The sequence below is a fragment of the Salinimicrobium sp. CAU 1759 genome, from assembly GCF_054482715.1.
In genome coordinates, this window is sequence record NZ_JBTLRK010000001.1 from 1,638,219 (window position 1) to 1,660,602 (window position 22,384).

Annotated in this window: 22 protein-coding genes; 5 read left to right on the forward strand and 17 right to left on the reverse strand. The window is 42.0% G+C overall.

Annotation, left to right across the window (positions count from 1 at the left end; all coding sequences use genetic code 11):
- The first annotated feature begins 47 nt into the window (after positions 1 to 47).
- The 5 genes from ruvX to mazG all read left to right on the forward strand — a co-directional run bounded on the left by ruvX (position 48) and on the right by mazG (position 2,887).
- Positions 48 to 455 (forward strand): Holliday junction resolvase RuvX, encoded by a 408-nt coding sequence (ruvX, locus tag ACXYMT_RS07345; protein ID WP_459058432.1) that lies wholly within the window; start codon positions 48 to 50, stop codon positions 453 to 455.
- Positions 456 to 493: 38 nt separating this feature from the next.
- Complete coding sequence (locus ACXYMT_RS07350) at positions 494 to 895, forward strand: four helix bundle protein (RefSeq protein ID WP_459058433.1); 402 nt, start codon at positions 494 to 496, stop codon at positions 893 to 895.
- A gap of 23 nt (positions 896 to 918) precedes the next feature.
- The gene (def, locus tag ACXYMT_RS07355) at positions 919 to 1,509 is read left to right on the forward strand and encodes a peptide deformylase (RefSeq protein ID WP_459058434.1); all 591 of its coding nucleotides are present in this window, start codon (positions 919 to 921) and stop codon (positions 1,507 to 1,509) included.
- Between the two features lie 56 nt (positions 1,510 to 1,565).
- Positions 1,566 to 2,027, forward strand: a complete 462-nt coding sequence (locus ACXYMT_RS07360) for a DUF5606 family protein (protein ID WP_459058435.1) — start codon at positions 1,566 to 1,568, stop codon at positions 2,025 to 2,027.
- Positions 2,028 to 2,113: 86 nt separating this feature from the next.
- Complete coding sequence (mazG, locus tag ACXYMT_RS07365) at positions 2,114 to 2,887, forward strand: nucleoside triphosphate pyrophosphohydrolase (RefSeq protein ID WP_459058436.1); 774 nt, start codon at positions 2,114 to 2,116, stop codon at positions 2,885 to 2,887.
- Between the two features lie 101 nt (positions 2,888 to 2,988).
- Here the strand turns inward: mazG and ACXYMT_RS07370 are convergent, their stop codons facing one another.
- From ACXYMT_RS07370 to ACXYMT_RS07450, 17 genes are all read right to left on the reverse strand, one after another.
- Entirely contained in the window at positions 2,989 to 5,439 is a 2,451-nt protein-coding gene (locus tag ACXYMT_RS07370) for a DUF349 domain-containing protein (protein WP_459058437.1), read from the reverse strand.
- Between the two features lie 113 nt (positions 5,440 to 5,552).
- Positions 5,553 to 6,287 carry a shikimate dehydrogenase family protein gene (locus ACXYMT_RS07375; RefSeq protein WP_459058438.1) on the reverse strand — a complete coding sequence of 245 codons (735 nt, stop codon included), beginning with the start codon at positions 6,285 to 6,287 and terminating at the stop codon, positions 5,553 to 5,555.
- Positions 6,280 to 7,302, reverse strand: a complete 1,023-nt coding sequence (locus tag ACXYMT_RS07380) for a DUF368 domain-containing protein (RefSeq protein ID WP_459058439.1) — start codon at positions 7,300 to 7,302, stop codon at positions 6,280 to 6,282. Before ACXYMT_RS07380 ends, ACXYMT_RS07375 begins: the two co-directional genes overlap by 8 nt.
- Positions 7,280 to 8,227, reverse strand: coding sequence for a DUF368 domain-containing protein (locus ACXYMT_RS07385; RefSeq protein WP_459058440.1), 948 nt, complete (start codon positions 8,225 to 8,227; stop codon positions 7,280 to 7,282). Before ACXYMT_RS07385 ends, ACXYMT_RS07380 begins: the two co-directional genes overlap by 23 nt.
- Positions 8,228 to 8,260: 33 nt before the next feature.
- Positions 8,261 to 9,661 (reverse strand): tetratricopeptide repeat protein, encoded by a 1,401-nt coding sequence (locus ACXYMT_RS07390; protein WP_459058441.1) that lies wholly within the window; start codon positions 9,659 to 9,661, stop codon positions 8,261 to 8,263.
- 103 nt (positions 9,662 to 9,764) lie between these two features.
- Positions 9,765 to 10,946, reverse strand: a complete 1,182-nt coding sequence (locus ACXYMT_RS07395; RefSeq protein ID WP_459058442.1) for an aspartate aminotransferase family protein — start codon at positions 10,944 to 10,946, stop codon at positions 9,765 to 9,767.
- A 4-nt stretch (positions 10,947 to 10,950) separates the two neighbouring features.
- On the reverse strand, positions 10,951 to 12,786 hold the full coding sequence (locus ACXYMT_RS07400) for an OstA-like protein (RefSeq protein ID WP_459058443.1): 1,836 nt from the start codon (positions 12,784 to 12,786) through the stop codon (positions 10,951 to 10,953).
- 278 nt (positions 12,787 to 13,064) lie between these two features.
- Positions 13,065 to 14,216, reverse strand: coding sequence for a porin (locus ACXYMT_RS07405; RefSeq protein ID WP_459058444.1), 1,152 nt, complete (start codon positions 14,214 to 14,216; stop codon positions 13,065 to 13,067).
- A gap of 310 nt (positions 14,217 to 14,526) precedes the next feature.
- Positions 14,527 to 15,762 carry an MDR family MFS transporter gene (locus ACXYMT_RS07410; RefSeq protein WP_459058445.1) on the reverse strand — a complete coding sequence of 412 codons (1,236 nt, stop codon included), beginning with the start codon at positions 15,760 to 15,762 and terminating at the stop codon, positions 14,527 to 14,529.
- A 323-nt stretch (positions 15,763 to 16,085) separates the two neighbouring features.
- Positions 16,086 to 17,129 (reverse strand): sensor histidine kinase, encoded by a 1,044-nt coding sequence (locus ACXYMT_RS07415; protein ID WP_459058446.1) that lies wholly within the window; start codon positions 17,127 to 17,129, stop codon positions 16,086 to 16,088.
- A gap of 1 nt (position 17,130) precedes the next feature.
- Complete coding sequence (locus tag ACXYMT_RS07420; protein ID WP_459058447.1) at positions 17,131 to 18,288, reverse strand: FIST signal transduction protein; 1,158 nt, start codon at positions 18,286 to 18,288, stop codon at positions 17,131 to 17,133.
- A gap of 86 nt (positions 18,289 to 18,374) precedes the next feature.
- Positions 18,375 to 18,632, reverse strand: a complete 258-nt coding sequence (locus tag ACXYMT_RS07425) for a hypothetical protein (RefSeq protein ID WP_459058448.1) — start codon at positions 18,630 to 18,632, stop codon at positions 18,375 to 18,377.
- 484 nt (positions 18,633 to 19,116) lie between these two features.
- The gene (locus tag ACXYMT_RS07430) at positions 19,117 to 20,325 is read right to left on the reverse strand and encodes a DUF3500 domain-containing protein (RefSeq protein ID WP_459058449.1); all 1,209 of its coding nucleotides are present in this window, start codon (positions 20,323 to 20,325) and stop codon (positions 19,117 to 19,119) included.
- A gap of 192 nt (positions 20,326 to 20,517) precedes the next feature.
- Complete coding sequence (locus ACXYMT_RS07435) at positions 20,518 to 21,306, reverse strand: oxygenase MpaB family protein (protein WP_459058450.1); 789 nt, start codon at positions 21,304 to 21,306, stop codon at positions 20,518 to 20,520.
- An 87-nt stretch (positions 21,307 to 21,393) separates the two neighbouring features.
- Positions 21,394 to 21,633 (reverse strand): hypothetical protein, encoded by a 240-nt coding sequence (locus ACXYMT_RS07440; RefSeq protein ID WP_459058451.1) that lies wholly within the window; start codon positions 21,631 to 21,633, stop codon positions 21,394 to 21,396.
- A 48-nt stretch (positions 21,634 to 21,681) separates the two neighbouring features.
- Complete coding sequence (locus ACXYMT_RS07445; protein ID WP_459058452.1) at positions 21,682 to 21,966, reverse strand: hypothetical protein; 285 nt, start codon at positions 21,964 to 21,966, stop codon at positions 21,682 to 21,684.
- Positions 21,967 to 22,008: 42 nt separating this feature from the next.
- Positions 22,009 to 22,320 (reverse strand): potassium transporter KefB, encoded by a 312-nt coding sequence (locus ACXYMT_RS07450; RefSeq protein ID WP_459058453.1) that lies wholly within the window; start codon positions 22,318 to 22,320, stop codon positions 22,009 to 22,011.
- Between the last annotated feature and the right edge of the window lie 64 nt (positions 22,321 to 22,384).

The following is a 22,384-nucleotide window of genomic DNA, read 5'->3' on the forward strand; positions in this document are numbered from 1 at the left end:
GCAGAATTTCAATTCTCAACTATTCAAAGTATCTTTGCCGACAATAAATGGGAAGAATACTGGCATTAGATTACGGCACCAAACGCACCGGAATTGCGGTTACCGATGAGCTACAGATAATAGCTTCCGGCCTTACCACAGTTCCCACCGCCGAACTCATGCCTTTCCTGAAAAAATATTTTACCGAGGAGAATGTGGAACTTGTTCTATTGGGAGAACCTAAACAAATGGACAACACCGCTTCCGGCAGCGAGGTAAATATTCAGGAGTTCCTTAAGAAGTTCAGTGAAATATTTCCGAAAATGAAGCTCGAAAGAGTAGACGAACGTTTTACTTCCAAAATGGCATTCCAATCCATGATCGACAGCGGACTCAAAAAGAAACAGCGGCAAAATAAAGCCCTTGTGGACGAAATAAGTGCTACGATCATTTTGCAGAGCTATCTTTATAAATGATTAAGGTTTAGTGATTAAGGATTAATTAATTCTGCGGAGTGGAAAGAGACCTCAAGAGACGTTCAAATAAATTTGCACATAATTGTGTTAAGCTGGCTTTATCCTTATCTAAAGGAGTTCTGGAGTGGCATGTGCAGAAGCAATTAATACGAGCTTCTACTTCTGTAGCTGCAAACTATCGTGCAGCAAATTTGGGACAGACCAAAAGAGGATTTATATCCAACTTAAGTATTGTTGTAGAAGAGGCTGATGAATGTATTTTTTGGATAGAATTTCTTGAGGAAGAAAATATTTTAAAGAAAGGAACTTATGAAGAAGTTCTTGCCGAAGCCAGGGAATTGACTTCCATTTTTGTTGTTTCCAGAAGAACCGCCCAAAGATCATTGGACAGATTATCTGAAGGAGATAAGAACGAGTCATGTAACCGGCTCAGAGATTAGACCTTAAACATTAAACATTGAATATGGTTTTACCAATAACCGCCTACGGAGATCCGGTATTAAGAAAAAAAGCGAAAGAGATTTCGGAAGATTATCCGAAGCTGAAAGAGTTGATTGAGAATATGTGGGAGACCATGTATGGCGCTTACGGAGTGGGTCTTGCCGCACCACAGGTTGGATTGCCAATAAGGATCTTCCTGGTCGACACCTCACCATTTGCAGAAGATGAAGAACTCTCTGAAGAAGAGAAAAAAGAACTGGCAGGCCTTAAAAAAGTATTCATCAACGCTAAGATTGTGGAAGAGTCAGGTGATGAGTGGGCTTTTAATGAAGGCTGTTTGAGCATTCCCGACATTCGGGAGGATGTATTCAGAAAGCCGGAGATCAAGATCGAATATTATGATGAGGATTTCAACAAGCACGTGGAAGAATACAAAGGAATTGCAGCGCGTGTAATTCAGCATGAATACGATCATATTGAGGGGATACTGTTCACCGATAAGCTTAGCAGTCTCAAAAAGAGGTTGATCAAAGCCAAGCTTTCCAATATTTCAAAAGGAAAGATCCAGGTAGATTACCGCATGAGGTTTCCCGAACTTAAAAAAGGCCGTTAATTAGTTTTGTTTTCTAGGCAGGAGGTAAGATATTTGCCTTCCTAAAATTTTAAAATATGAAGTTAGATAAAGTGTTGTCCATCTCTGGTAAGCCGGGATTGTATGAACTTAAAGCTCAAACCCGTGGGGGTTTTGTAGCTGAATCTATGTTAGACGGAAAAAAGATCTCTGTGAACATGCGTCACAACGTGAGCCTGCTCAGTGAGATCGCGATATATACTTATACCGAAGAAGTTCCTTTACGAGAGGTTTTTCAGAAGATATACGAAAAAGAAAATGGAGGAGAAGCTATTAGCCACAAGGAATCCAAAGCAAAACTGGAGGAATACTTCAGCGAGGTGCTTCCCGATTATGATGAGGATCGCGTGTATGTAAGCGATATCAAAAAGATCATCCAGTGGTATAACCTTTTGGTAAGCAAAGGTTACACAGATTTCAGCAAGAGCGACGAAAAAGCTTCTGAAGAAACTGCTGAAGCCGAAAAGGCTCCAAAAGAAACCGGCGGCGAAGAAGAATAGCCTCTGAAAAAATCAAAAAAACCAACTGATTTCAGTTGGTTTTTTCTTTGTGTAAAACTTACCTTTCCTTTCTTAAAGATCTTTAAATGAATTCACGACAAGAACAGCTCAAGGCCTTTGACCGGTTGCTAACCATCATGGATGAACTGCGGGAGCAGTGCCCGTGGGACCGGAAGCAAACTCTGGAAAGTCTGCGGCATCTAACCATCGAAGAAACTTACGAACTGGGTGATGCTATCCTGGACAATGACCTGCAGGAGGTAAAAAAGGAACTGGGAGATCTTTTATTGCACATCGTGTTCTACGCGAAGATAGGGAGCGAGACTAGAGATTTTGATATTGCCGATGTTGCCAACGGGATCTGTGAAAAATTGATCAGTCGTCATCCTCATATTTACAGCGATACGAAAGTGGATAATGAAGAAGATGTAAAGCGAAACTGGGAACAGTTAAAATTAAAGGAGGGGAAAAAGAGCGTTTTGGAGGGGGTACCTGCCTCCTTACCGGCACTGGTAAAAGCTAGTCGCATTCAGGACAAGGTCGCCGGAGTGGGATTTGACTGGGAGGAGCCGCAACAGGTGTTTGAAAAGCTGAAGGAAGAGCTGGAAGAGTTGCAGCATGAGGTGGATAGCCATAATCAACAGAAAATAGAAGAGGAATTCGGCGATGTGATGTTCAGTATGATCAACTATGCCCGATTTCTAAAGGTAAATCCCGAAGATGCGCTGGAGCGAACCAATAAGAAATTTATTAAACGCTTTCAATACCTGGAAGGCAAAGCAAAAGAGCTTAACAAAAGCCTGAAAGATATGACCCTGGCCGAAATGGATGTCTACTGGGAAGAAGCGAAAAAGATCTAGACCGCATTCGCTGTGACAACCTAGAGCTAAGACTTTAATAACCAAAACACCTCTCAAAAATAACATTTTTGAGAGGTGTTTTTAGTTGAGAACCTTCTGGTCTACTGGTCGTAAAGAGACTTTACTTTTTCAAGTTTCTCTTTCCAGATCTTCAGTTGTTCTTTGTGGTTCTTGATATTCTTGTGTACATCCTGTACCAGCGGATTCTTATCATCCACATTTGAGAAGAACTGAAGGTTATTTTCCAGCTGTCTTATCTCAGCTTTTGTTTCTTCGATCTTCTTAGTAAGGAAGTAATGCTCATTGTTGAGCTTTCTTGAATCATCTGAATCTTCCAAAGCCTGTACCTTATTCTCGTACTTGAGCATTTCGCTCTGTTTCTTGTCAAGGTCGAGCTTGTCGAAAGCCTGGTCAAGGGCTTTGTTAAACTTGCCCTCAATGTACCGTTTACTATGTGGGACACGGCCCAGCTTCTTCCATTCTTCAATGAAATTCTTGATAGTAGGAAGATCCTTTTTTCGATCCCCGGTGAGTTCAACGTTCTTCAGCTTGTCCAGCAGTTCTCTTTTCTGCTCAAAAGCTTCGTTCTCTTCCTTATTTTCTTCGTTTCTGGAAGCATGCAGCCTGTCAAAATAATGGTTACAGGCCGCCTTGAACTTTTTCCAGATCTTATCGCTGTCCTTGCGTGGGACATGGCCAATGCTTTTCCAGTCGGCCTGGATCTTTTTCATAAGAGGAGTGGTGGCTTTGAAGTCATTACTGTCTTTATGTTCTTCAGCTATTTTTACTAACTCCTGCTTCTTCTCCAGATTCTCGTACTGTTCCTTTTTCTGGTTCTTGTAGAAAGCATTTTTATTGCGGTTGAAACTGCGCACCGTCTCCTTGAATTTCTTCCAGGTCTCATCGTTTACGTGACGCGGCACTTTTCCGGCATTGAAGAATGCTTCCCGAAGGGCTTCCACTTCGGTGATCTTTTGTTGCCACTGTTTGTGGGAACTGTAATTTCCTTCAGCTATTTCTCTTATCTGCTCAATGATCTGCTGCTTTTTCTCCAGGTTCTTTTCAAACTCCTTTTCAAGTTGCTCAAAATATTCCTGTCGCTTATCGTGGATTTGTTTGGTTGCATCACTGAACTTTTGCCAAATATCTTCACGATATTCCTTTTCTACAGGGCCCAGATCTTCTTTCCACATCTTGTGGAGCATCTGTAGCTCTCTAAAGGCTCTGTTCGTATCTGTTTCCTGGGTGAGTTCCTCAGCACGGGAAATGATCTTGAGTTTTTGCTCAAGATTGTGCTTGAAATCCAGATCTCGGAATTCCCTGTTTAGATGTAAAAAGTCATAGAAATTCTCTACATGGTGGTGATAAGTGTTCCAAACCGTATTGTACTTGTCCCGTGGGATTGGGCCGGCCGTTTTCCAGCGATCCTGCAGTTCCTTGAAGTGCCTGTATGTGGTGTTGATATTCTCTTCAACATCGATCAGGCCTTTTAGTTCCTCAATGATCTCGAGCCTTTTTTCAAGGTTCTGGTTGAGGTCCTGTTTTAGTTGCTGGTAATATTTATTTCTTTTTTCCTTGTAGTCAAAATACAGGGAGTTAAATCGCTTTTTTAGAGGGGTAGAGTAGTGGAAGTCGATGATATTCCCGCCTTCAGCAAGAAACTCCTCCTTTTTCTCTTCCATTTCCTCATCAAATTTGGCATTGAATTCGGCGCGAATTTCTTCTACGTGCTCTTTAATAGCCTGGACTTTCTCTTGCTTGACCAGTTTTTCCAGCTCATCGGCCAGAGCTTCTTTGCTCATGGCATGATAATCCTTCTTTTCAATGCCATGGCGCTCATGCGTAGTTTCGTCTTCACTATCTTCGGCTACGGCCTCGTCCACCTCACTTTGCGCGTCACGTGGCTTCTTTGGTGCAGAAGACTCTTCATCTTTTTCTGAAGGATCCAGCTTCTCTTCGGAAGTTTTATCGCTCACCTTTTCATCTGAAGTCCCCGGACTATTGGAGTCAAAAAAGGGATTTTTGGCTTCTCCTTTTTCTTCTGAAGATCTTTCCTCGGCAGTCATAGGCTCTTCTGAAGATCCTGATCTTGAAGCTGCTCTTTCCTCATCTTCTTCATCAGTTTCCAAAGCCGCTTCGGGAGAAGTCGCCGTCGAATCTTTCCTGTCTTCAGTCGATTTGGCTTCATCTACCATGGCATCGGCAATAGAATCCTTGTCTTCTTTATTTTCAACAGGTTTTTCTGAAGAAGCCGCTTTGTTTGCAGCAGGTTTGGCAGTTTCTTTTTTCTGAGAAGCTGGTCTTTCTTCCTCCTCATCATCGTGGTGCAAAGCCGCTTCGGCAGAGGTGCCGGGCTCGGCATCTCTCTTATCTTCGGTTGCTTTAGCCTCATCTACCATTGCATCGGCAATGGAATCTCTCTCTTCCTTCTTTTCGGAAGCTTTTTCAGCTGTTTTTTCTGTCTTTTCGGCGCCGGATTGCTCTTGTGGATCAAGTTCATTATTCCGCTTTTCCGGTTGCTCCTGATTTGACAGTTTTTCTTTCTCAGACATATCTTTCAATGTTAGGGTTCAATATTCAAATAATAATGCTGAAAGATAACAACTCCCCGTGTACCTAACAAGGCTTTGAGGCTATTTGTGAATTTGACGTAGTGCTGCAGAAATTAACTCTGGTTCCATATTTCCCATGCCTTTTCTGCCTGAAGTTCGAGCATCTTCTGTCCGTTGAGGATTGTGGCTCCCCTGTCTTCAGCCAGTTTCATTAAAGCCGTTTTCGGCGGATTATAAATAAGGTCAAACAGCAGGTGCCTGGAACTTAAATGCTCAACCGGAAGTGCAGGGAATTCTTCAGTGTTGGGGAAGGTACCCAGAGGAGTAGTGTTCACAATAACGGTGTGATCTTTCAAGAATTCCGCAGATAAATCTTCATAGGAAATGTCATTTTTGGAAGGGGTGCGGGAGACGAAAGTAGTTGTGGTCCCCAGAGTCTTCAATGCATAGTTCACCGCTTTGGAAGCACCGCCGGTTCCCAGGATGAGCGCCTTTTTATGATGAACTTCCAGGTGTGGTTTTAAAGCTTCGGCAAATCCATAATAATCGGTATTGTGACCTGTGAGGCTGCCGTCCTTTTCGACTTTAATAGTATTTACAGCACCAATTGCTTCAGCAACAGGATCAAGAGTATCCAAAAAAGGGAAAATTGCCTGCTTATATGGAATGGTGACGTTAAGACCCTTCAATTCCGGATTCTTTTTTAGAATTTCCGGGAATTCTTCAATTTTCTGCAGGTCGAAATTCTCATAGGTGGCTGCTATACCTTCCCTGCTAAACTTGTCAGCGAAATGTTTCCTTGAAAAGGAATAGGAGATATTCCGGCCAATCAATCCGAATTTACGCATGAGATCTTTTGTTTTTTAATTCAGCCAGAGCTATCCAGAGTACCAGTAAAGCTCCAAGGATTATAAAGAAAATTGCCAGCCAGGTGCTCCATTGGTCCAGCTGTGGTAAGTACCTGTCATAGTTATCAATGATCTTGTTGCCGCTTTGGTCAAGGACAAAAACACCTTCGGTATTAAGACGATACTCAGCCTCTTTCCACGGCCATACCACTCCCAGGGAACCGGTAATAAAGCCAATGATCACGGCAAAAGTTGCACTTTTATAATGCTTCAGGAGATATCCTAAAATGTGAGAAAGGGAAACCAGGCCGGTAATTGAACCTGCGGTAAAGACCATTAAGACCTGAAGCAACCTTAGCCTTTCTTCATTCTCCCAAAAGGAAAAATCCAGCATGAACATTTCCGACAGGGTGAGATATAAAGCGTTCACCGAATCTACCAGGAGCAAGACATAATTTCCAAGGAGAATAAGGATAAAAGAACCCGACAAACCCGGGAGTGTCATTCCTGATACACCTACAATTCCGCAGAAAAAGACGAACCACAGGTTGTCATTTTCGGCTGCAGGCTCGAGAAAGCTGATGCTGACTCCTACAATGATCCCCAGCAGCATAAAGCCAATATTCCGCCGGTTCCATTCCTCAAAATCTTTGCTGATGTAGTAGATCGAACCGAGGATCATGCCGAAGAAAGCTGCCCATACGTATAGCTCGTAGCGGGTAATAAGATAGTCCAGCATAAGGGAAACGGAAAAGTAACTTATCACCATTCCCAGAATGAGCAGGGAAATAAAACGACCGTTCGCATAATACCAAAGACTGCGAAATCTTCCATTGACCAGTAATTTGAGGGAATTATAATTGATGCGACGCAGGGAATAGATAAATTCCTCATAGAAGCCTGCAACGAAAGCTACCATTCCGCCGGAAACTCCTGGAACCTTATTTGCGGCACCCATAAGGATGCCTTTGATAACTAGAAATACCTTGTCGCTAAACGTTCGGGTTTGCTGCATTTTCCTGCACCGGCTTTTTTTCTGCGAGGCCCTCTAAGATAAGAATAAGGGCAAATCCTGCAAGCATAAGTACAAAAGCCTGAAGCGTATGAGGTTCTGAAGCAAAATTCCACGGCATAACCGACTCATCTCTAAGTACTACAGATTTATCCCCGTAAGACGCAGTTTCCAAAACTCTTTTCCAGGGCCAGATCTTATTAAGGGAACCGGCAATAAATCCCGTCAAAGTGGCCAGGGTAAGGGTACTGTAATTTACGAAAAGCCACTTGAGAAGTCGCGAAAAAGAGAGGAGGCCAAAAATAGCTCCGAGAGCCACAATTCCCAGGATCTTAAGATCAAAGTCGTGTGCAGCTTCGCTTACTGTTTTATAAGCACCCAAAAGAACCAGAATAAAAGCCCCTGAAATTCCCGGAAGGATCATTGCACAAATAGCAATTGCTCCTGCAAAGAACAGGAACAGGTCACTGGCTGCAGCAGTCAGCGGAGGCAGGGAAGTGATATAAAGTGCGACCCCGGCTCCAATTATGAGGAAAAGAAAGACGTTAAAGGTCCATTTCGGGATCTGCTTGGCAACATAGTAAACACTGGCAAGTACGAGTCCAAAGAAGAAAGCCCAAATGAGAATAGGGTGATTCTCAAGCAGATAGTTTGTCACACGCATTACGGTAAAAATGCTGAAAAGTATGCCTCCTAAAAGGGCAATTATGAAGTTGCCATTAAATTCTTTCCAGAACGCCTTAAAACCCTCATTCTTCCAGGTGTAAAGAAGGCTCACTTTCACACCGCTTATGGTGGAAATGAGCTCTTCATAAATTCCTGAAATAAATGCTATGGTACCGCCAGAAACTCCGGGAACCACATCTGCGGCACCCATGGCCATTCCTTTTGCCGAAATAAGAAGGTAATCTTTAAAACTTCGTCGCATCGTCTTGTTTTGAGGTGCGCAAAGTTAAAAGAATTAACTGCAAGATTTGAGGTGCATCTTTATTTTATCCTTGACAGATTTTCTCGCGAAAATTGAAGGGAAAAGCTCTTCAATGATGATATAATATTCGGAGTCCATCTTAAGGGCGTTATTAAGGTGCTTGTTACCGTTCTCTGGCTCGTGCAGCATAAAATAAAGTCCCGCGAGGCGGTATTCTATTTCGGCTGTTTCTGGATAAAATTCCGTGGCCTGTAACAGGTTTTGTACAGCTGCTTCAAATTCGCCAAGATCGATAAGAATATCACATCTCTTGATCCAGGTCTCCAATTCGTAGTTTCCCAATTCAAGGCTTCTTCTATAACCTCTCTCAGCCTCCTCAAGATGTTGTAGCCTGTTATTGATGCGGGCATATCGCTTCCAATACAAAACATTTTCCCCATCAATGGCTATAGCCTTATTGATGTAGTAAAGCGCTTTGTTGTAATTCTTCTTCTTGTAAAAGAAATCGGTAATGGCGATCCAGCCTTTATCCAGCAAAGGATCCTCATGTACGGTTTGGCGATAGTTCTTAAGAGCCAGTTCATCAAGTCCCAGTTTCTCATAACACTTCCCGATCCTTAGATACGCAAAGGAAGTAGGATCATCAAGATCCATGGTGATGGTATAGTTCTCAATGGCTTCATTGAACCGGCCCAGTTTCTCCAGCACCTTTCCTTTTTCCAGATAAGCTCCAATAAAGGTATCGTCACTAATGATCGCAAAATCAAAAGCAGAAAGGGCTTTCTTGTAGTTCTTCAGGTCAAAGTACTGTTTTCCCAGCTGGTGCCAGGCGACTTCGGAATATGGATTCCTGTCAAGAAAGCTGTTGAGATAATCTATTGCTCCCTGTTTTTGTTCAAGAAAATCAAAGCAGTACATGACATTATAAAGCGCCGAGTAGTCTTCTTCATCGGCTTCTAGGCACTTCATGAAGTTGAGCTTTGCATTTTCAAAATCTTCCAGGAAAAGGTATTCCATTCCCAGGAGGGAATAGACATCTGCCTCATCATGCGTCAGTTCAAGTGCTGTTTCCAGCATCTCAATGGCTTCACGGTGCAGGTCCTTTTTAGATAAAATATTGGCTTTCTGAATATAGATCTCCTCGTTGGAGGATTCCAGTTCGTAAATTTCGTTCAGTATTCCCTCTGCCTGGTCAAGCTTGTCTTCAAAAACCAGGATCTCCACACGCAACAACTTCAGGTTAACCGAAGAAGGGTGTTGTGAGAGACCGAGCTTTACAGCTTTTTTAGCAAGAGCAATTTTTCCGTTCTCTAAATAGTAATGAATAATATTCTCGAACTCATCGGAGTCAAAGAATAACACATCATTAGTCTTCAGCATCGATTCAAAACGAGTAAGGGAAAAATTGTTTTCTTCGTTATGGCTTAATAGCATAAGCAGTTTGTTACTGATTTCTACAGTATTAAAGTTATAAATGTTCTACAGCGACCGGGTCAAAATCTAAATATGTTGTTAACAAAGTAATCAACATTTTAATCTACTGCATTAATTCGTCTAGTATTTCAATAATTATGCCGCAACCTTTTTTGATCTCATCTATTGATATAGTTAGCGGCGGCGTAATTCTAACAGCTTTTCCTTCAAATAGTAACCAGAACAAAATGAGGCCTTTAGCCTGAGCTCTAATTACCAATTCATTAACAATTTTTTCAGAATTCAGGATAGGAGCGAGCATTAATCCTCTTCCCCGAACTTCTTCGATCAACGGATGAACCAATAATTTTCTAAATAATTGCTCTTTTTGAAGCGTCTGTTCCACCAGGTCTCCTTCTATTAATTCCTGCAGGGTAGCTAATGCAGCTGCCGCGATCACCGGGTTCCCTCCAAAAGTGGTGATGTGGCCCATTTTCGGGTTATCACTAAGGCTGTCCATTATTGTTGAAGAAGAGGTGAAAGCTCCAATTGGCATTCCGCCGCCCATACCTTTTCCCATTACGACAATATCCGGCACCATGTCATAGTTCTCAAACCCAAAAAGCTTCCCGGTTCTACCGAAGCCCGGCTGGATCTCATCCAGGATGAGCAGTGCACCCACTTCTTCGCATCTGGCTTTTACTTTCTTCAGGTAATTATCCTGCGGCTGAATGAAACCCGCACCCCCCTGTATACTTTCGAGGATCACTCCGGCCGTATTTTCAGTTATATTTTGAAGATCGCTTTCCTTGTTGAATTCTATCCATGACACATCTCCAATGAGCGGGCGAAAAGGTTTCTGCCTTTCCTCATAAGTCATTAAACTTAGGGAGCCCATGGTATTACCGTGATATGCATTCTTAGCAGCAACGATCCCGGTCCTGCCGGTACATCGCCGGGCCAGTTTTAAAGCCCCTTCAATAGCCTCCGTTCCCGAATTGGTAAGGTATGTTTTCTCCAGCGGGGCAGGTAATTGTTCAGCCAGTAACCTGCAAAGCTCTACAGCAGGCCCCTGCGCATATTCTCCATACACCATGACATGAAGATATTTCTCTGCCTGCTGTTTAATTGCATTTACCACCCGAGGATGGCAGTGGCCCAAAGTACAGGCAGATACACCTGCCACAAAGTCAAGGTATTCCTTATTGGCAGAATCAAAAATATAAGAGCCCTCAGCATGGGAAACTTCCAGCGCCAGCGGATGGGGCGATGTTTGCGCCTGATATTTGAGGAAATCCTGTCTCAATTTACTAGTCTTTTTTGGGTTGAATTGTAACGGCAGGGGAGATGCTATCCTGCTGTTTAGTGGGCACCGGTAACTGTTTTTGCGGTGGCTGCACAGAATCCTGTGCAGGAAGGTTTTCTACTTCCTCCTGCTTTAAAAGAGGTTGTGGTTCTGTCGCTCCATTAGTTGCGGCAGGAATCGTATCTGCAGGTCGCTCCTGAAGGTCCTTTTCTTTTAGACGGCTTTTAGTATTCAGTAATGGCCTGTCCCGCTTTTCCTTTTCAAAGAAACTTCCCTCTTCTTCAGGTAATGGAATTCCTTCTATTCTTACAGGTTCATACTCGGGGTCATCTTCAAAGAGATCTTCCACCGAGTTGATTCGTTCTTCTCCGCGCCAGTTAAATCCTTTTAAGGTCCTGTCACTTTCCGGCAGCTGACTTTCAGGATAAAGAATTCCGTCGATCTGGTTGTAATAATAAATATCCACCACCTGCTGCTCCTCCATAAAAATACTTATGGAGCTGGATAAGGTCTTGTTGATCCCAATTAGATCCCCGTTTTCGCTCCTCATGTAATAGAGGGTTTCGGTGTTTTTTACCAGGTCTACCTGTTGCAGGTCGTTGTCCTTAAACTTTCCGTACATCTGAAGGCCTTTGAGCTGATTATACCCTCCAAGGCTGTCCTTTTGTATCATGAAGGCATTGTCATACACTTTAAGAGAATCGAGTTCTTCGGTCTCCACATTGTTGAGTAGGTGAATGGTATCTCCTGTAAGCTGATTATTCTCTGACCAAAGTACCGGCCGTCCCAGCATTTGGGTAAGTCCCGTAGCTTCACGTACATGAATGGAATCGCTTTTACCACTCATGTTGCTTTTGAAAAGGCGCACGTCATAAAATCCACGGATCACCCTGTCTTCCGGTTTCCCCGTGACCATAAGGGTATCTGCGTGAATGTAAATTGAGTCCTGTTCCTGTACACTTACTGCTACGGCTCGTTTAGTAATAAATACGGAATCTTTCTCCCGGAATACCTCAGCATAATGGCCGCGAATTATACTGCGATTAATAGTGTCTGTAACTTTTATATTGTTAGTGGCCGAAGCGAAGTTCGTATTTCGGTTGAAGTAGAGGCTATCCCCCTCTAAAATGCGGTTTTCGTAATCAATTCTTGAATTCTTTACAAAATATCCTGTGTCTCCCCGCGTATCGTAAAATCCCCTTTCGCAGTAGATCGTCGAAGCCTCACTGGTTATGGTGGATGGTCCATACATATAGGCATTTCCCGTTTCCGAATAAAAATCGAGCTGGGTAGACCGTAGTACGTAATCGGGGTTTGTGATCACTACTTCAGAAGTGAAAGAGTATTTCTCTTCTTCAAGAAAATAGCGGCCAACCCGGCTTTTTAAGACACTTGCCGTGTCCCTTATCGTGCCTCCACTGCGATAGTAGGCCTGCTGCTTGGTACGATCAAAGAACAAGGTGTCTGTTTGGAGGCTGGATTGCGGATTCCTCATGAAAACATTTCCGCTGGCAAAGGCAAAACGGGTGTTCCCGTTATATTCGGCATACTGGCTGGTCATGGTAACGGTATCACCCTGTTCCATGCGTACATTTCCATAGGCCTTGAAAAAGTTCTCTTCGGCATAGTGAATCGCCTGGTCACACCAAACCTCAATTCCCTGGTGCATAAAATGCACCTGTTCGTTGATCTTTGTCAGAATAAGCGCGCCGGGATATTTTTGATCATCCCTGGAAAAGCGTTCACTCTCATAGCGTATCTTCCTTTCCTCCTGGGCATAAGTGGAAGAGCCCCAAAAAAAGAGGATCGAAAAAAGGCAAAAAAGGCGCACGTACTTCACCAAAGAAAATTTCCGTCAAAAGTAGTGAATTCTGAAGGAAATAGGAGGATGGCGTTTATCTTTTAAACATCGGCTAATCAGGTTATTTTATAGTGCAGAATCCTCCTACAGTATTAAGAAGTCATAGAAAGCAGGAAGGTTTTTTAAATTACCGCCCCCCTTAGTTTTCAATTTCATATTTAAAAAAATGATATTTCCGATCTTTCATGAATCCGGGTAACCGTGCACTGGAATATATAGCTTAGCATGATCGCCAGTTAATCTTCAAGATCGTGGTTTTACAATAACAGCAGGGGAGCAATAAAGCCCACCCGCACCTCATTTTTATTGTAATTAGAGACACTAAAATTGTCTAATGCATAATCTGAATAATCATAATAACGCCCAATATAAGCCAGGTAAAACCGAAGGTCAATCTTTTCGAACGGCTTGTAATATAAAGTAGGAATGGCGCCGTAGCTCGTTCGCACATGTTTATTATCGCTCCCGGCATTAGCATACGCGCTGCTGGTCATGAGGGTCAACAAAGCCTCGAATCTTGAGCTGAAGCTATATTCTGCTCTTAACCAGTTTTCGGTGTAAAGCACATCTTCGGCCACCTGATTTCCGACAATGCTGGTCATGATCCCCTTGGTGTCCACCTCTTCGTAACTGTAATGAAAATCATACATTAGGGTCAACCTCTGTGTCTGATATTTATGTCCTAAAGTGAAAAAATAGGTTCCTCTCTTTTTCACTTCATTGGAGTAACTCATGCTATAGATAGTTTGAAATTTGTTGTCGAAAAAGCTTCCGCGCCAGTTCCCAACCACAGCTACCGGCCAGTCCGGTTCCTGAATATTTTCTGCAATTATATCTCCGTAGAGGTCGTCGTAATGCATGGTGCGTGAGTTTAGGACCTGTAACCCGAATTTATGTGCCTCGAAAGGCTGATAAATTAATCCTGCCCCTGTAACAAAAGCCAGGGCATTGTTGTAAATGTCATTGTACTCTAAAACATAAAGCGGACTGAATTCATACTCATAGCCGCCGTAGAAAGCACTCATTTTTCCGAGCAAAATATTAAAAGATGGAGCCAGCTGCACATCAATATAGGCCAGTTCAATATCGCTGCCCAGGTTGTCGAGAGTTTGCACATCGCTGCCTTTGTTAAAGCGGTTTCTAAAACTGAAATTCACCCTTTCATGTAATTTCCCAGAAATCCCTAGTGCCGTAAACCCGTTGCGGAACTGTACCCCGTTATAATAGTTGTCGCCGCCCCTGAAGGTATATGCCTGAAACTCCATACGCATACCAAAGCTGATATCAATATTCTTTAGTAACTCGAGTTTTTCTGCCGGAATAAGCGGATTGCTTAGAGTGTCGTTTAACTGCGAAAATCCCAGGAGTGGGGAGAAAAGAACCACACTTATTAAAAATGATCTTAGCATAGAACAATGTGATTTTACAATTAAACTTCAGTGGGACCGGCAACAGGGGCTGCCACTCCATGCGATAGATTCAGTAAGGAAGGTCCAAAGTTTGAAGTATCCTTATAAAGCTACTGAATTTTAATGAGTTCTGATAATAGCCGGAATGCCCCTTAACAGAGGTCTCCAAAATGCCTTTTTGGAAACAGACTTTTTGGGCGAAAAAATGTACTTCATTTAACAGCAAAGCTTACCTCTGAAAAATGGTAAATTTGAACATGATTTTTATTCATGTTAGAACCTGATTATTCAAATGAAACTTTAGAATATTTTAGGTTCCATTATACCCAATAACAGTAGAGTTCTTCTCCTTTTTCACCAGGTAGATCACGTAGGCAGCAAGTCCGCAGGAGATCAGGGAAAGGATGATCATCACATTCCAGGTGAGGGTGTATCCAAATTTGTTGATCAACTGCATTCCGGAGTTATGACCAAAAATATGTCCTATGGAGAATGCAATGCTGTAAAGAGCCATATAAGCTCCCTGCTTTCCGCCTTCAGCTCTTTTCAGTGCAAAACTATTTGAAAAGGGAAAAGCTATCATTTCACCTATGGTCATAAAGATCATACCCACAAGCAATATTCCCACCCAACCCGTAAGATTGATAAGAAGAAAACTTATGGCTACAAGCACAGTTCCTGTTATCACATGAAAAAGCGGGGAGCGGATTTTTGATTCCAGGTACTTAATGAGGGGCATTTCAAATAAAAAGATAAGAAATCCGTTCAATCCCAGCAGCACGCCAATCTCGAATTCGCTTAAATAATGGATCCTGGAATAATAAAGGGGCATGGTCGAAAAGTACTGAAGAAAAACAAACCCGAATAAGATCATAGCTCCAATAAAGACGAGATAAGGTTTGTCACTCATCATGGACTTCGGAATGCTAATGAGCTCTTTGGGATTTTCTACAGCTTTCTTCGGGTGGAGCAGTTTCAACAAGAGAAATCCGGCGAGGATGCAGGTGATCCCATCTACCCAAAAGAGTCCGCTATACCCGGCACTTGCAATGATCAAGCCGCCCACTGCAGGACCTGCAGAAAAGCCCAGATTAATGGCAAGTCTTATAAGGGTAACAGATCGTGTTCTGTTCTCTGGTCTACTGTAGGCATTAATGGCGACAAAGACTGCAGGTCTAAAGGCATCGGCTACCAGCATGACCATAAAGATCCCGGCACAGATCCCCCAAAAAGAAACAGGGAACTGTAAAAAGATAAAGAAGACTCCCGACACCAGTAGACTCAAAGCCATAGTTTTATAATGTCCAATCTTGTCCACGAGCTTACCACCCAACCATGAGCCGGCCACAGAACCCAAGCCAAAGAAGGTTAGTATCCAACCTACATCTTCAAGTGAAAATCCTCTGTTTTCAGTTAGATACAGAGACAGGAATGGGATCACCATTGTACCTGCCCTGTTAATGAAAGTGATGAAAGCAAGGAGCCATACCTCCCGTCTCAGGTCCTTAAAAGAACCCACATAACCCCTATATAATCTTTGTAACATTTCCTGAGTAAAGGGCCGAAATTAGTTTAAAAAGCTGTTGGTTTTGAGGAGGAGAAAAGATTTAAAGAAATATTCTGAAGATGGTAAACCATAAAACAAGTGACGGGCGGCTTTGGAAGCATAGAATTACTGTATTGTGTAAAGATGTTTGTGCGTTTATGAAACAAACGATTTGAAGAATTTGATCATGGACGATCGGTTAATATGATGATGCCCGAAGTGGGGCGTGTTTGGTTGGTGTATCATTGATAAGCCATAATTCTGATACAAAAAGAAAATCCTGGTTTAACCATTGAAACTCTTTAAGTTCTAATTTCCAGTATTCAGATTTTATTTGCAGGAAGTGAAAAAGAGAACACGCTGCCATTACCTTCTTCGGTTTTGATGATCAATTCTCCCCCATGCGCCTTCACAATGTCATTTGTGATACTCAATCCCAACCCGGTACCCTGTGTGCCTTTTTTTGTGGTGAAAAATGGCTGCAGGATTTTGTCTTTGATCTCGGCGGGAATGCCGGGACCATTGTCCTGTACTTCAACCAGGATATGGCTGTTCTCCGATCTGGTGCGAACGGTTAGTTGTGGTGTGTAAGGTTTTCCATGAGCCGAACGCTCTGCGCAATGTGTTCGCAGCGCATCAAATGCGTTGTTACACAAATTTAAGAGCACCCGGGAAAAATCTTCAGCTACAAGAGGTACATTACCAATTGTTTCATCCAGCTGCAGGTCTATAGTTACATTGATGGCTTCCTTGCCGGCCCGCATGCCGTGGAAGGCCAGGTTTACATATTCCTTTATAAGCGGATTGAGGGGCGTTGGCTCCATTTTTCCGTCTCCACCACGGGAATGTTGAAGCATGGAGGTCACTATACCATTTGCACGGGTGCCATGTTCATGTATCTTGGACAGATTTACCTTTACGTCTTTTAAAAGTGCCAGGATCTCTTCTTTGGCATAGGAGTCGCTCACTTTTACCGCCTCTTGAAATGCTTCATCGATAAGTTCGCTACTTAGTTCAGAAAAATTATTTACAAAATTTAGCGGATTCTTGATCTCATGGGCAATGCCTGCAGTGAGTTGTCCCAGGGAGGCGAGTTTTTCCTGCTGGATGAGTTGGTCCTGTGTGACTCTAAGTTCTGTCAATGCTTCTTCTACAGCTTTTCTTTTTTGCTCCAGTTCTTCGATAGTTTCTTCGAGAAGGATGGCCGTTGTTCGTTTCACTTTCTCGGTGCGGTCGAGCTTAAAAGACAAAATCTGAAGTTCTCTGTCAACAGCTTTTAAAGCCTTAAGGGCAGACTCTTTATCTTCTGCAGACATATTTGGATCTTGCTGAATGAAGTCATTAATGATTTGCAGATTTTTATCCATTCTATCTTTCCTTTAATGCTACCCAACAACATGCGCCAGAGAGATATTCCTGTTTTCCTCCGGGTGTCCGTCCGTATTCTCCATACGTAAAGAAACCTGCCATTGGGGCATTCCACACATCTGCCAAACCTTCATTTTCGACTGTAACCAGGGGACCTAAAACTGGTGGCCTGCCAGCACATGAAAAAATAAGCAGGGCATCAGCATCGGTGCCATTTTTCTCTTTTAGTTCACTTGCTTTAGCGGTGATTTCTTCAGAAATATCAAAATCCGGTGGTACCGTAAACCAAAACTCCGTTCCTTCCGGCATTTCTGTGTCCATTTTAAGCGCATGCTCTGTAGCATCAATGCTTAATGGACTCCTCAAGACCGTTTCCCCTGAGGCTCTTTTTACAATAAAAGGGTAGTAAATGGATAGATCTTTAAACATGTCAAAACTCTCATCATCCAGCTTTTCGGCCTGCCCAAGATACTTATAGTACATTTCGACGGCAGGTTTGCCATCAATAGCATAAAGCAGGTTTCCCTTGCTCCTGGTAACCCGTCTTGAAATTCCCATCGGTTTCCATCCGGTGATGGCCATTCCATTGAGCGATACCTTATCGGCATCAAAAGCGATAGCAGCCATTCCAAAATCTGTTTCTCCTTGATTAGTAAACAGAAAGGATCCCGAAAACGTCCAGTCGTCACCTGCCATACCGCCGAAGTATATTCTATTAGGGTCAATGTCTTCATTAATGCTGTTAATGAACGTCTCGCCATCAAAATACTCACCCTCAACAGTCATTCCTGTGCTGCAAAGAATAAGTGATGGATTACTAAATTGGTTTTTGGCGGCAATGGCCAAGTTTGAAGTAGTATCTCCCAGGTTTCTACCCCTTATATTTTCAAAAAGAATTTTATAATGTTCTTTTGATAAGTTTAACAGCAGCATGGCAATTTCCCCTTCTGTTTGGAGACCGTTTGTAAACTCTCCACAGGAGGTAGCACCAAAGACATCAATGTTTTTGGAATCCATTAATTTGCAGATGGCATTTCTGTCGTGCTTAATAGACATGAAGATTATGGCCAGGGTTGGATCGAAACCATCGTCTATGGCTCGATCCAAGGTTTCCTGTATATCAGCGACTGACTTGCCATGTATTGATTTTGCTTTCATAGAAATAGATTTTTTATTTTTCATTTAAGGCTACCACACAGCAGGTGTTATTGTGAAATTCCCTTTATGGTTTTGGCTATTATCGCCTATTTTTCTTTTAGTGCTACCCATAGCATTGCCACGATATCGTCGGATTCCATTCCTTTTTCTGTGAATTTTTGGGCTGTAGTGATCCCGAAAATTGCAATGCCGTTCCTGTCAAATATAGATCGTAAGGGTTCAGCATTTTCAATGTTGGTAAGGGTGATAATAGAAAGCGTTGGTTTGAATCCATCCCTGGTGCTTTCATCAAGAGCTGCCTGTATCTTTGCCGGTGAAGTTCCTTTTATTGTTTTTGCTTTCATCTTTTGTTGAAGGTTTACATTTCCAGCATTTTTTGGCACTAACAATCTTAAACAGATCAGAGAACCAAGACATTTTTTCTTGGATATACTATCGGTAGCCACTATAGTGCTCCAAAAATTCTTCTGAAACCTCTTAAGGGCAGCTTTTTAGGTCCGGTTCTTTAAATTACCCTTTCCTGGATCGCGCTTTTATTCCATCCTTCCAGGTTCCTAGAACTTTTTTCTTTTAATAAGTTATTCATTATCAAAAGTATAGCTAATAAATATAGAGATAAAAGCCGTGGGTTTTGGCTTTTGTAAGTAAAATTTGACTAGACTCCGAAGATTCAAAATTTACATGGAAAATGATGAAGGACTTACAGGATAAGAAAAATGAAAATGCTGAAAATGAACTAGGCCGGGGTAGAGGGTTGAAGAGAGGAGCGGCAGAGAAATAGGTAGAGGTAACTTAAATAGGATTTTCAATCAAATGTTAGCTATAGTTTTAATGATGTTCCTTTAAATGTTTTTTAAGCAAATCCTTTCCATAATCATTCCCATTTGGGGTTCTGACAATTGTATGGATATGATTTCTTGTTGGCTGATCTTTATCAGAATTAGGAACGCCTACGGCTATTTGATGGTCAAATTCAATTAGAACTACTGGACTATGAATTCTATAATAAAAGACCAATTCATCATTCGTTTCTCCTACCCAGGCAAACCAGGTTTGGTCCATGTGATTTATTATTTCATCCATTTTTATTTTTTGATGGCCCTCTCTCATATTCGATATATATTGAAAAATAAGTTCAAGCAACTTTTCTTTTTTTGTATCTGCTAAAGCATTTATGTTAAGTCCTTGATAAGTTAGGATAAGATTGTCTTTGTTTGCTTCAGCTTTAATATTATTCTCATCTTTTCTATTTGATAAAGTTGCCGTTTGTTGTTCATCTTTCGATAAAGATCTCATAAAAGCTAATCCTAAATTCTGTTCATCCTGAAATAATGTATTGCCTTTATATTTTCCTGAAGTGGTTATTACTGGTTCTGCGCCCATAAATACAGGCGACATAACAATCTGATCTCCTAAAACAAAATAATTTATTACCAAATGATGTCCATCTAATTGCCATCCCCAGGGATCAGTCTTTGATGGCTCGCCCATTACTGTAAAAAAATAAAGTTCTTCATGATAATCAGCTGAACCATTATTAAGTTCTCTTAATGTTTGGTCTGTTTTCATTATATCCTTACTTAACTGCAAACCTTTAGCACTTAATGAAGCACTCATTAAGTTAAAAGCCTCCTTTTTTTGTTCAGAATTCATCTCTTTTAAGCTTATTCCCTGTCTATCATAAATTCCATTGTCAACATTTGACCATTTCCTCCATTCTCTATCGTCAATTTTAAAAGTAGTGGCATCCAGTTGTTCAGGTGATAAATTATTCAAAAACTTAATAGCGGCATTAATAATTGGATCTGTTGATATGTTAGTTGCTTTTATAGTAAACAAACTGTCATGCTTTTCGTTTTCGGTAAATATCCCTTTATACTCTTCACTTAGCGCATCTTGTTCCATTCTGAAGAATCTTTCTTTGACCGAGTTTATTAATGAATCACCGTTCCTGTTTTTCTCATCAAACTCAACAGTTTTTTCATTTTTACAGCTAAGCAGTAGAATAACTATAAGTAATAATTGTAAATTTTTCATGTTTATTAAAATTATAGTCAACTAGTTATATCAAAACACATTTAGTTGTTTATTCTATTCAAGCTTGAAAATAAACAACCCACTGCAAGATATTGAATAAAACCTAGTTGGAGCTGGAAGACAGGTTCCTACGAATCATTACTGAGGCGGACTTCAAAAAAGATCTTCGGGGCCCTACTTCTTTAGAATAAATCATGCTTTAGCAATTTCTGCCTGCAATTTTTCTATTCTGTCCAGTTCGTTTATCTGCTCTTTGTAATCTCCCGGGAGTAGAAGAGATTTTAAGAGGTGGTCGAGTTTTATTTTGCGACTTGCCTTATAAAGCGTCAGGGCAGGAGGGATGACAGGGATTTGAGTCAGGTGGAGCAACTGTTTTACCCGTGATGGACAAACCAGTTCCTGTACCTGCAGCAGGAACCAGAAGCGCAGAGGGCCGAGGTGTTTCCTGTACTGCCGGTAAAGATCTTTGCTGTACCTGCTTTCAACAAGATCCTCCTCCATGTGTTGCTCTCTTTGTAGCAACCATTCATGGTAATTTTGTGGCAGATCTTCTATTCCCATTCCTGTTCCCACTCTATAAAACACATCAAAAACCTCCTGTTTTTCGTCCTCGCTCAATTTTTCTTCCAGCAGTTCGTAGGCGCGAATGGAGTAACCAATGAGCATGTAGAGAACATCCCGGTATGCCCATTGCGGAATTTGGCTGCCGCGCTTGTTCTCTACGTCGGCATGAATGGAGTTGATCCTGTTTATTGCTGCTTCGGCCTCGGGTTTGGACAGGAAGACGATCTGCCGAGCATAAGTTACCGTAGAAAATAACCTGGCCAGGGGATCGGCAGGAAGTTTTCCGGTAAAATAGAGCCAGTCCACCGCCTTGTTTAGGGCGAATTCGGCTGAGGCTCCGGCGAAGATGAAAAGGATGGTGTCACTCTTTCCCCATATCTTCCGCACAATTGAATTTTCATCTACAAAATACTCCATCAGCTTTCCTATTCGTTTTCAGGATTTGTGCAAGAATCCCGCCATTGCCATGATGCTTCTGCCATTTTGGACAAAGATCTAAAAAGGTTACAATCCGTACATTTCCGCCAGGTCACTTACTCCGAGAGTAAACCAAAAAATCACCAGCGCAAGTACCAGCAATGCGGGAAAAGGAATCGAAAACCTGAATTTCCGCTTGAAAAAATTTTCTACAGGAGAAAAGAAAAGCAGGGAAAGCAGGACATATATGATTCCGGGCACGGGATGCACCAGGATGAGGTTCAGGATGCCAAGGCTAAGAATAATTAGTCCTAGGAAATTGCTCATTATTTCCGTAAAATCTATTGACTTCTTCATGTTACATGGATAAGGAGATTAGCTGCCGGCAAAGGGGCTTCCAAAAATCCCTACCGCCAGTTCTGCCCAAATGAGAAAAAGAAGTCCCAGGATGATAGCGCTGTAAAGTAAACGTTTCTGGGTACTCTTCACTTTCCGCATGATCAATTCAATAGTTAGAGCAGTTCCATAGAGCAAAAAACCCATGATTAGAAAATCGCGCAGGTCCCAGTCAACTTCCTCACTAACTTGCATCCCTATTAAAGGAAGTAGCAGAATTAATGTGGGAATGAGCAGAGTAATAGTTAATCTTTTAATTTTCATGATCGTTTGTTTTTAGGTTAATTAAAGTGTTAGAATCGATTTTTAATGCCATAAAGTGCCATTAAGCCCCAATACAGTCTCAAGCCAGAGGATTGTTATATATCCCAAGATTCCTACGAGAAACCCCAATACCTTCTTCCAACTGCCCTGGGTGCGCAGGTAACCCATTAGGTGATAAAAAACTCCGCCTATCGCCCCGGCAAGAGGGACAATGAAAAAGGGCTTTAGTTTCCAGTACTGTGGCCAGGAGGGATCTGCCTGGTCAACGCCGAATAAAAAAACCGCAATAAATATAAGAGCAAGTGCTGCTCCTGTTAGTGCTGTCTTTACGAGCTGAGTGTCAGATCTTTTCATGTATTAATTTAGATTGTGTTTTCATATTTCTTTTTTAAAAGTACTTTGAAATTCAAAGTAAATG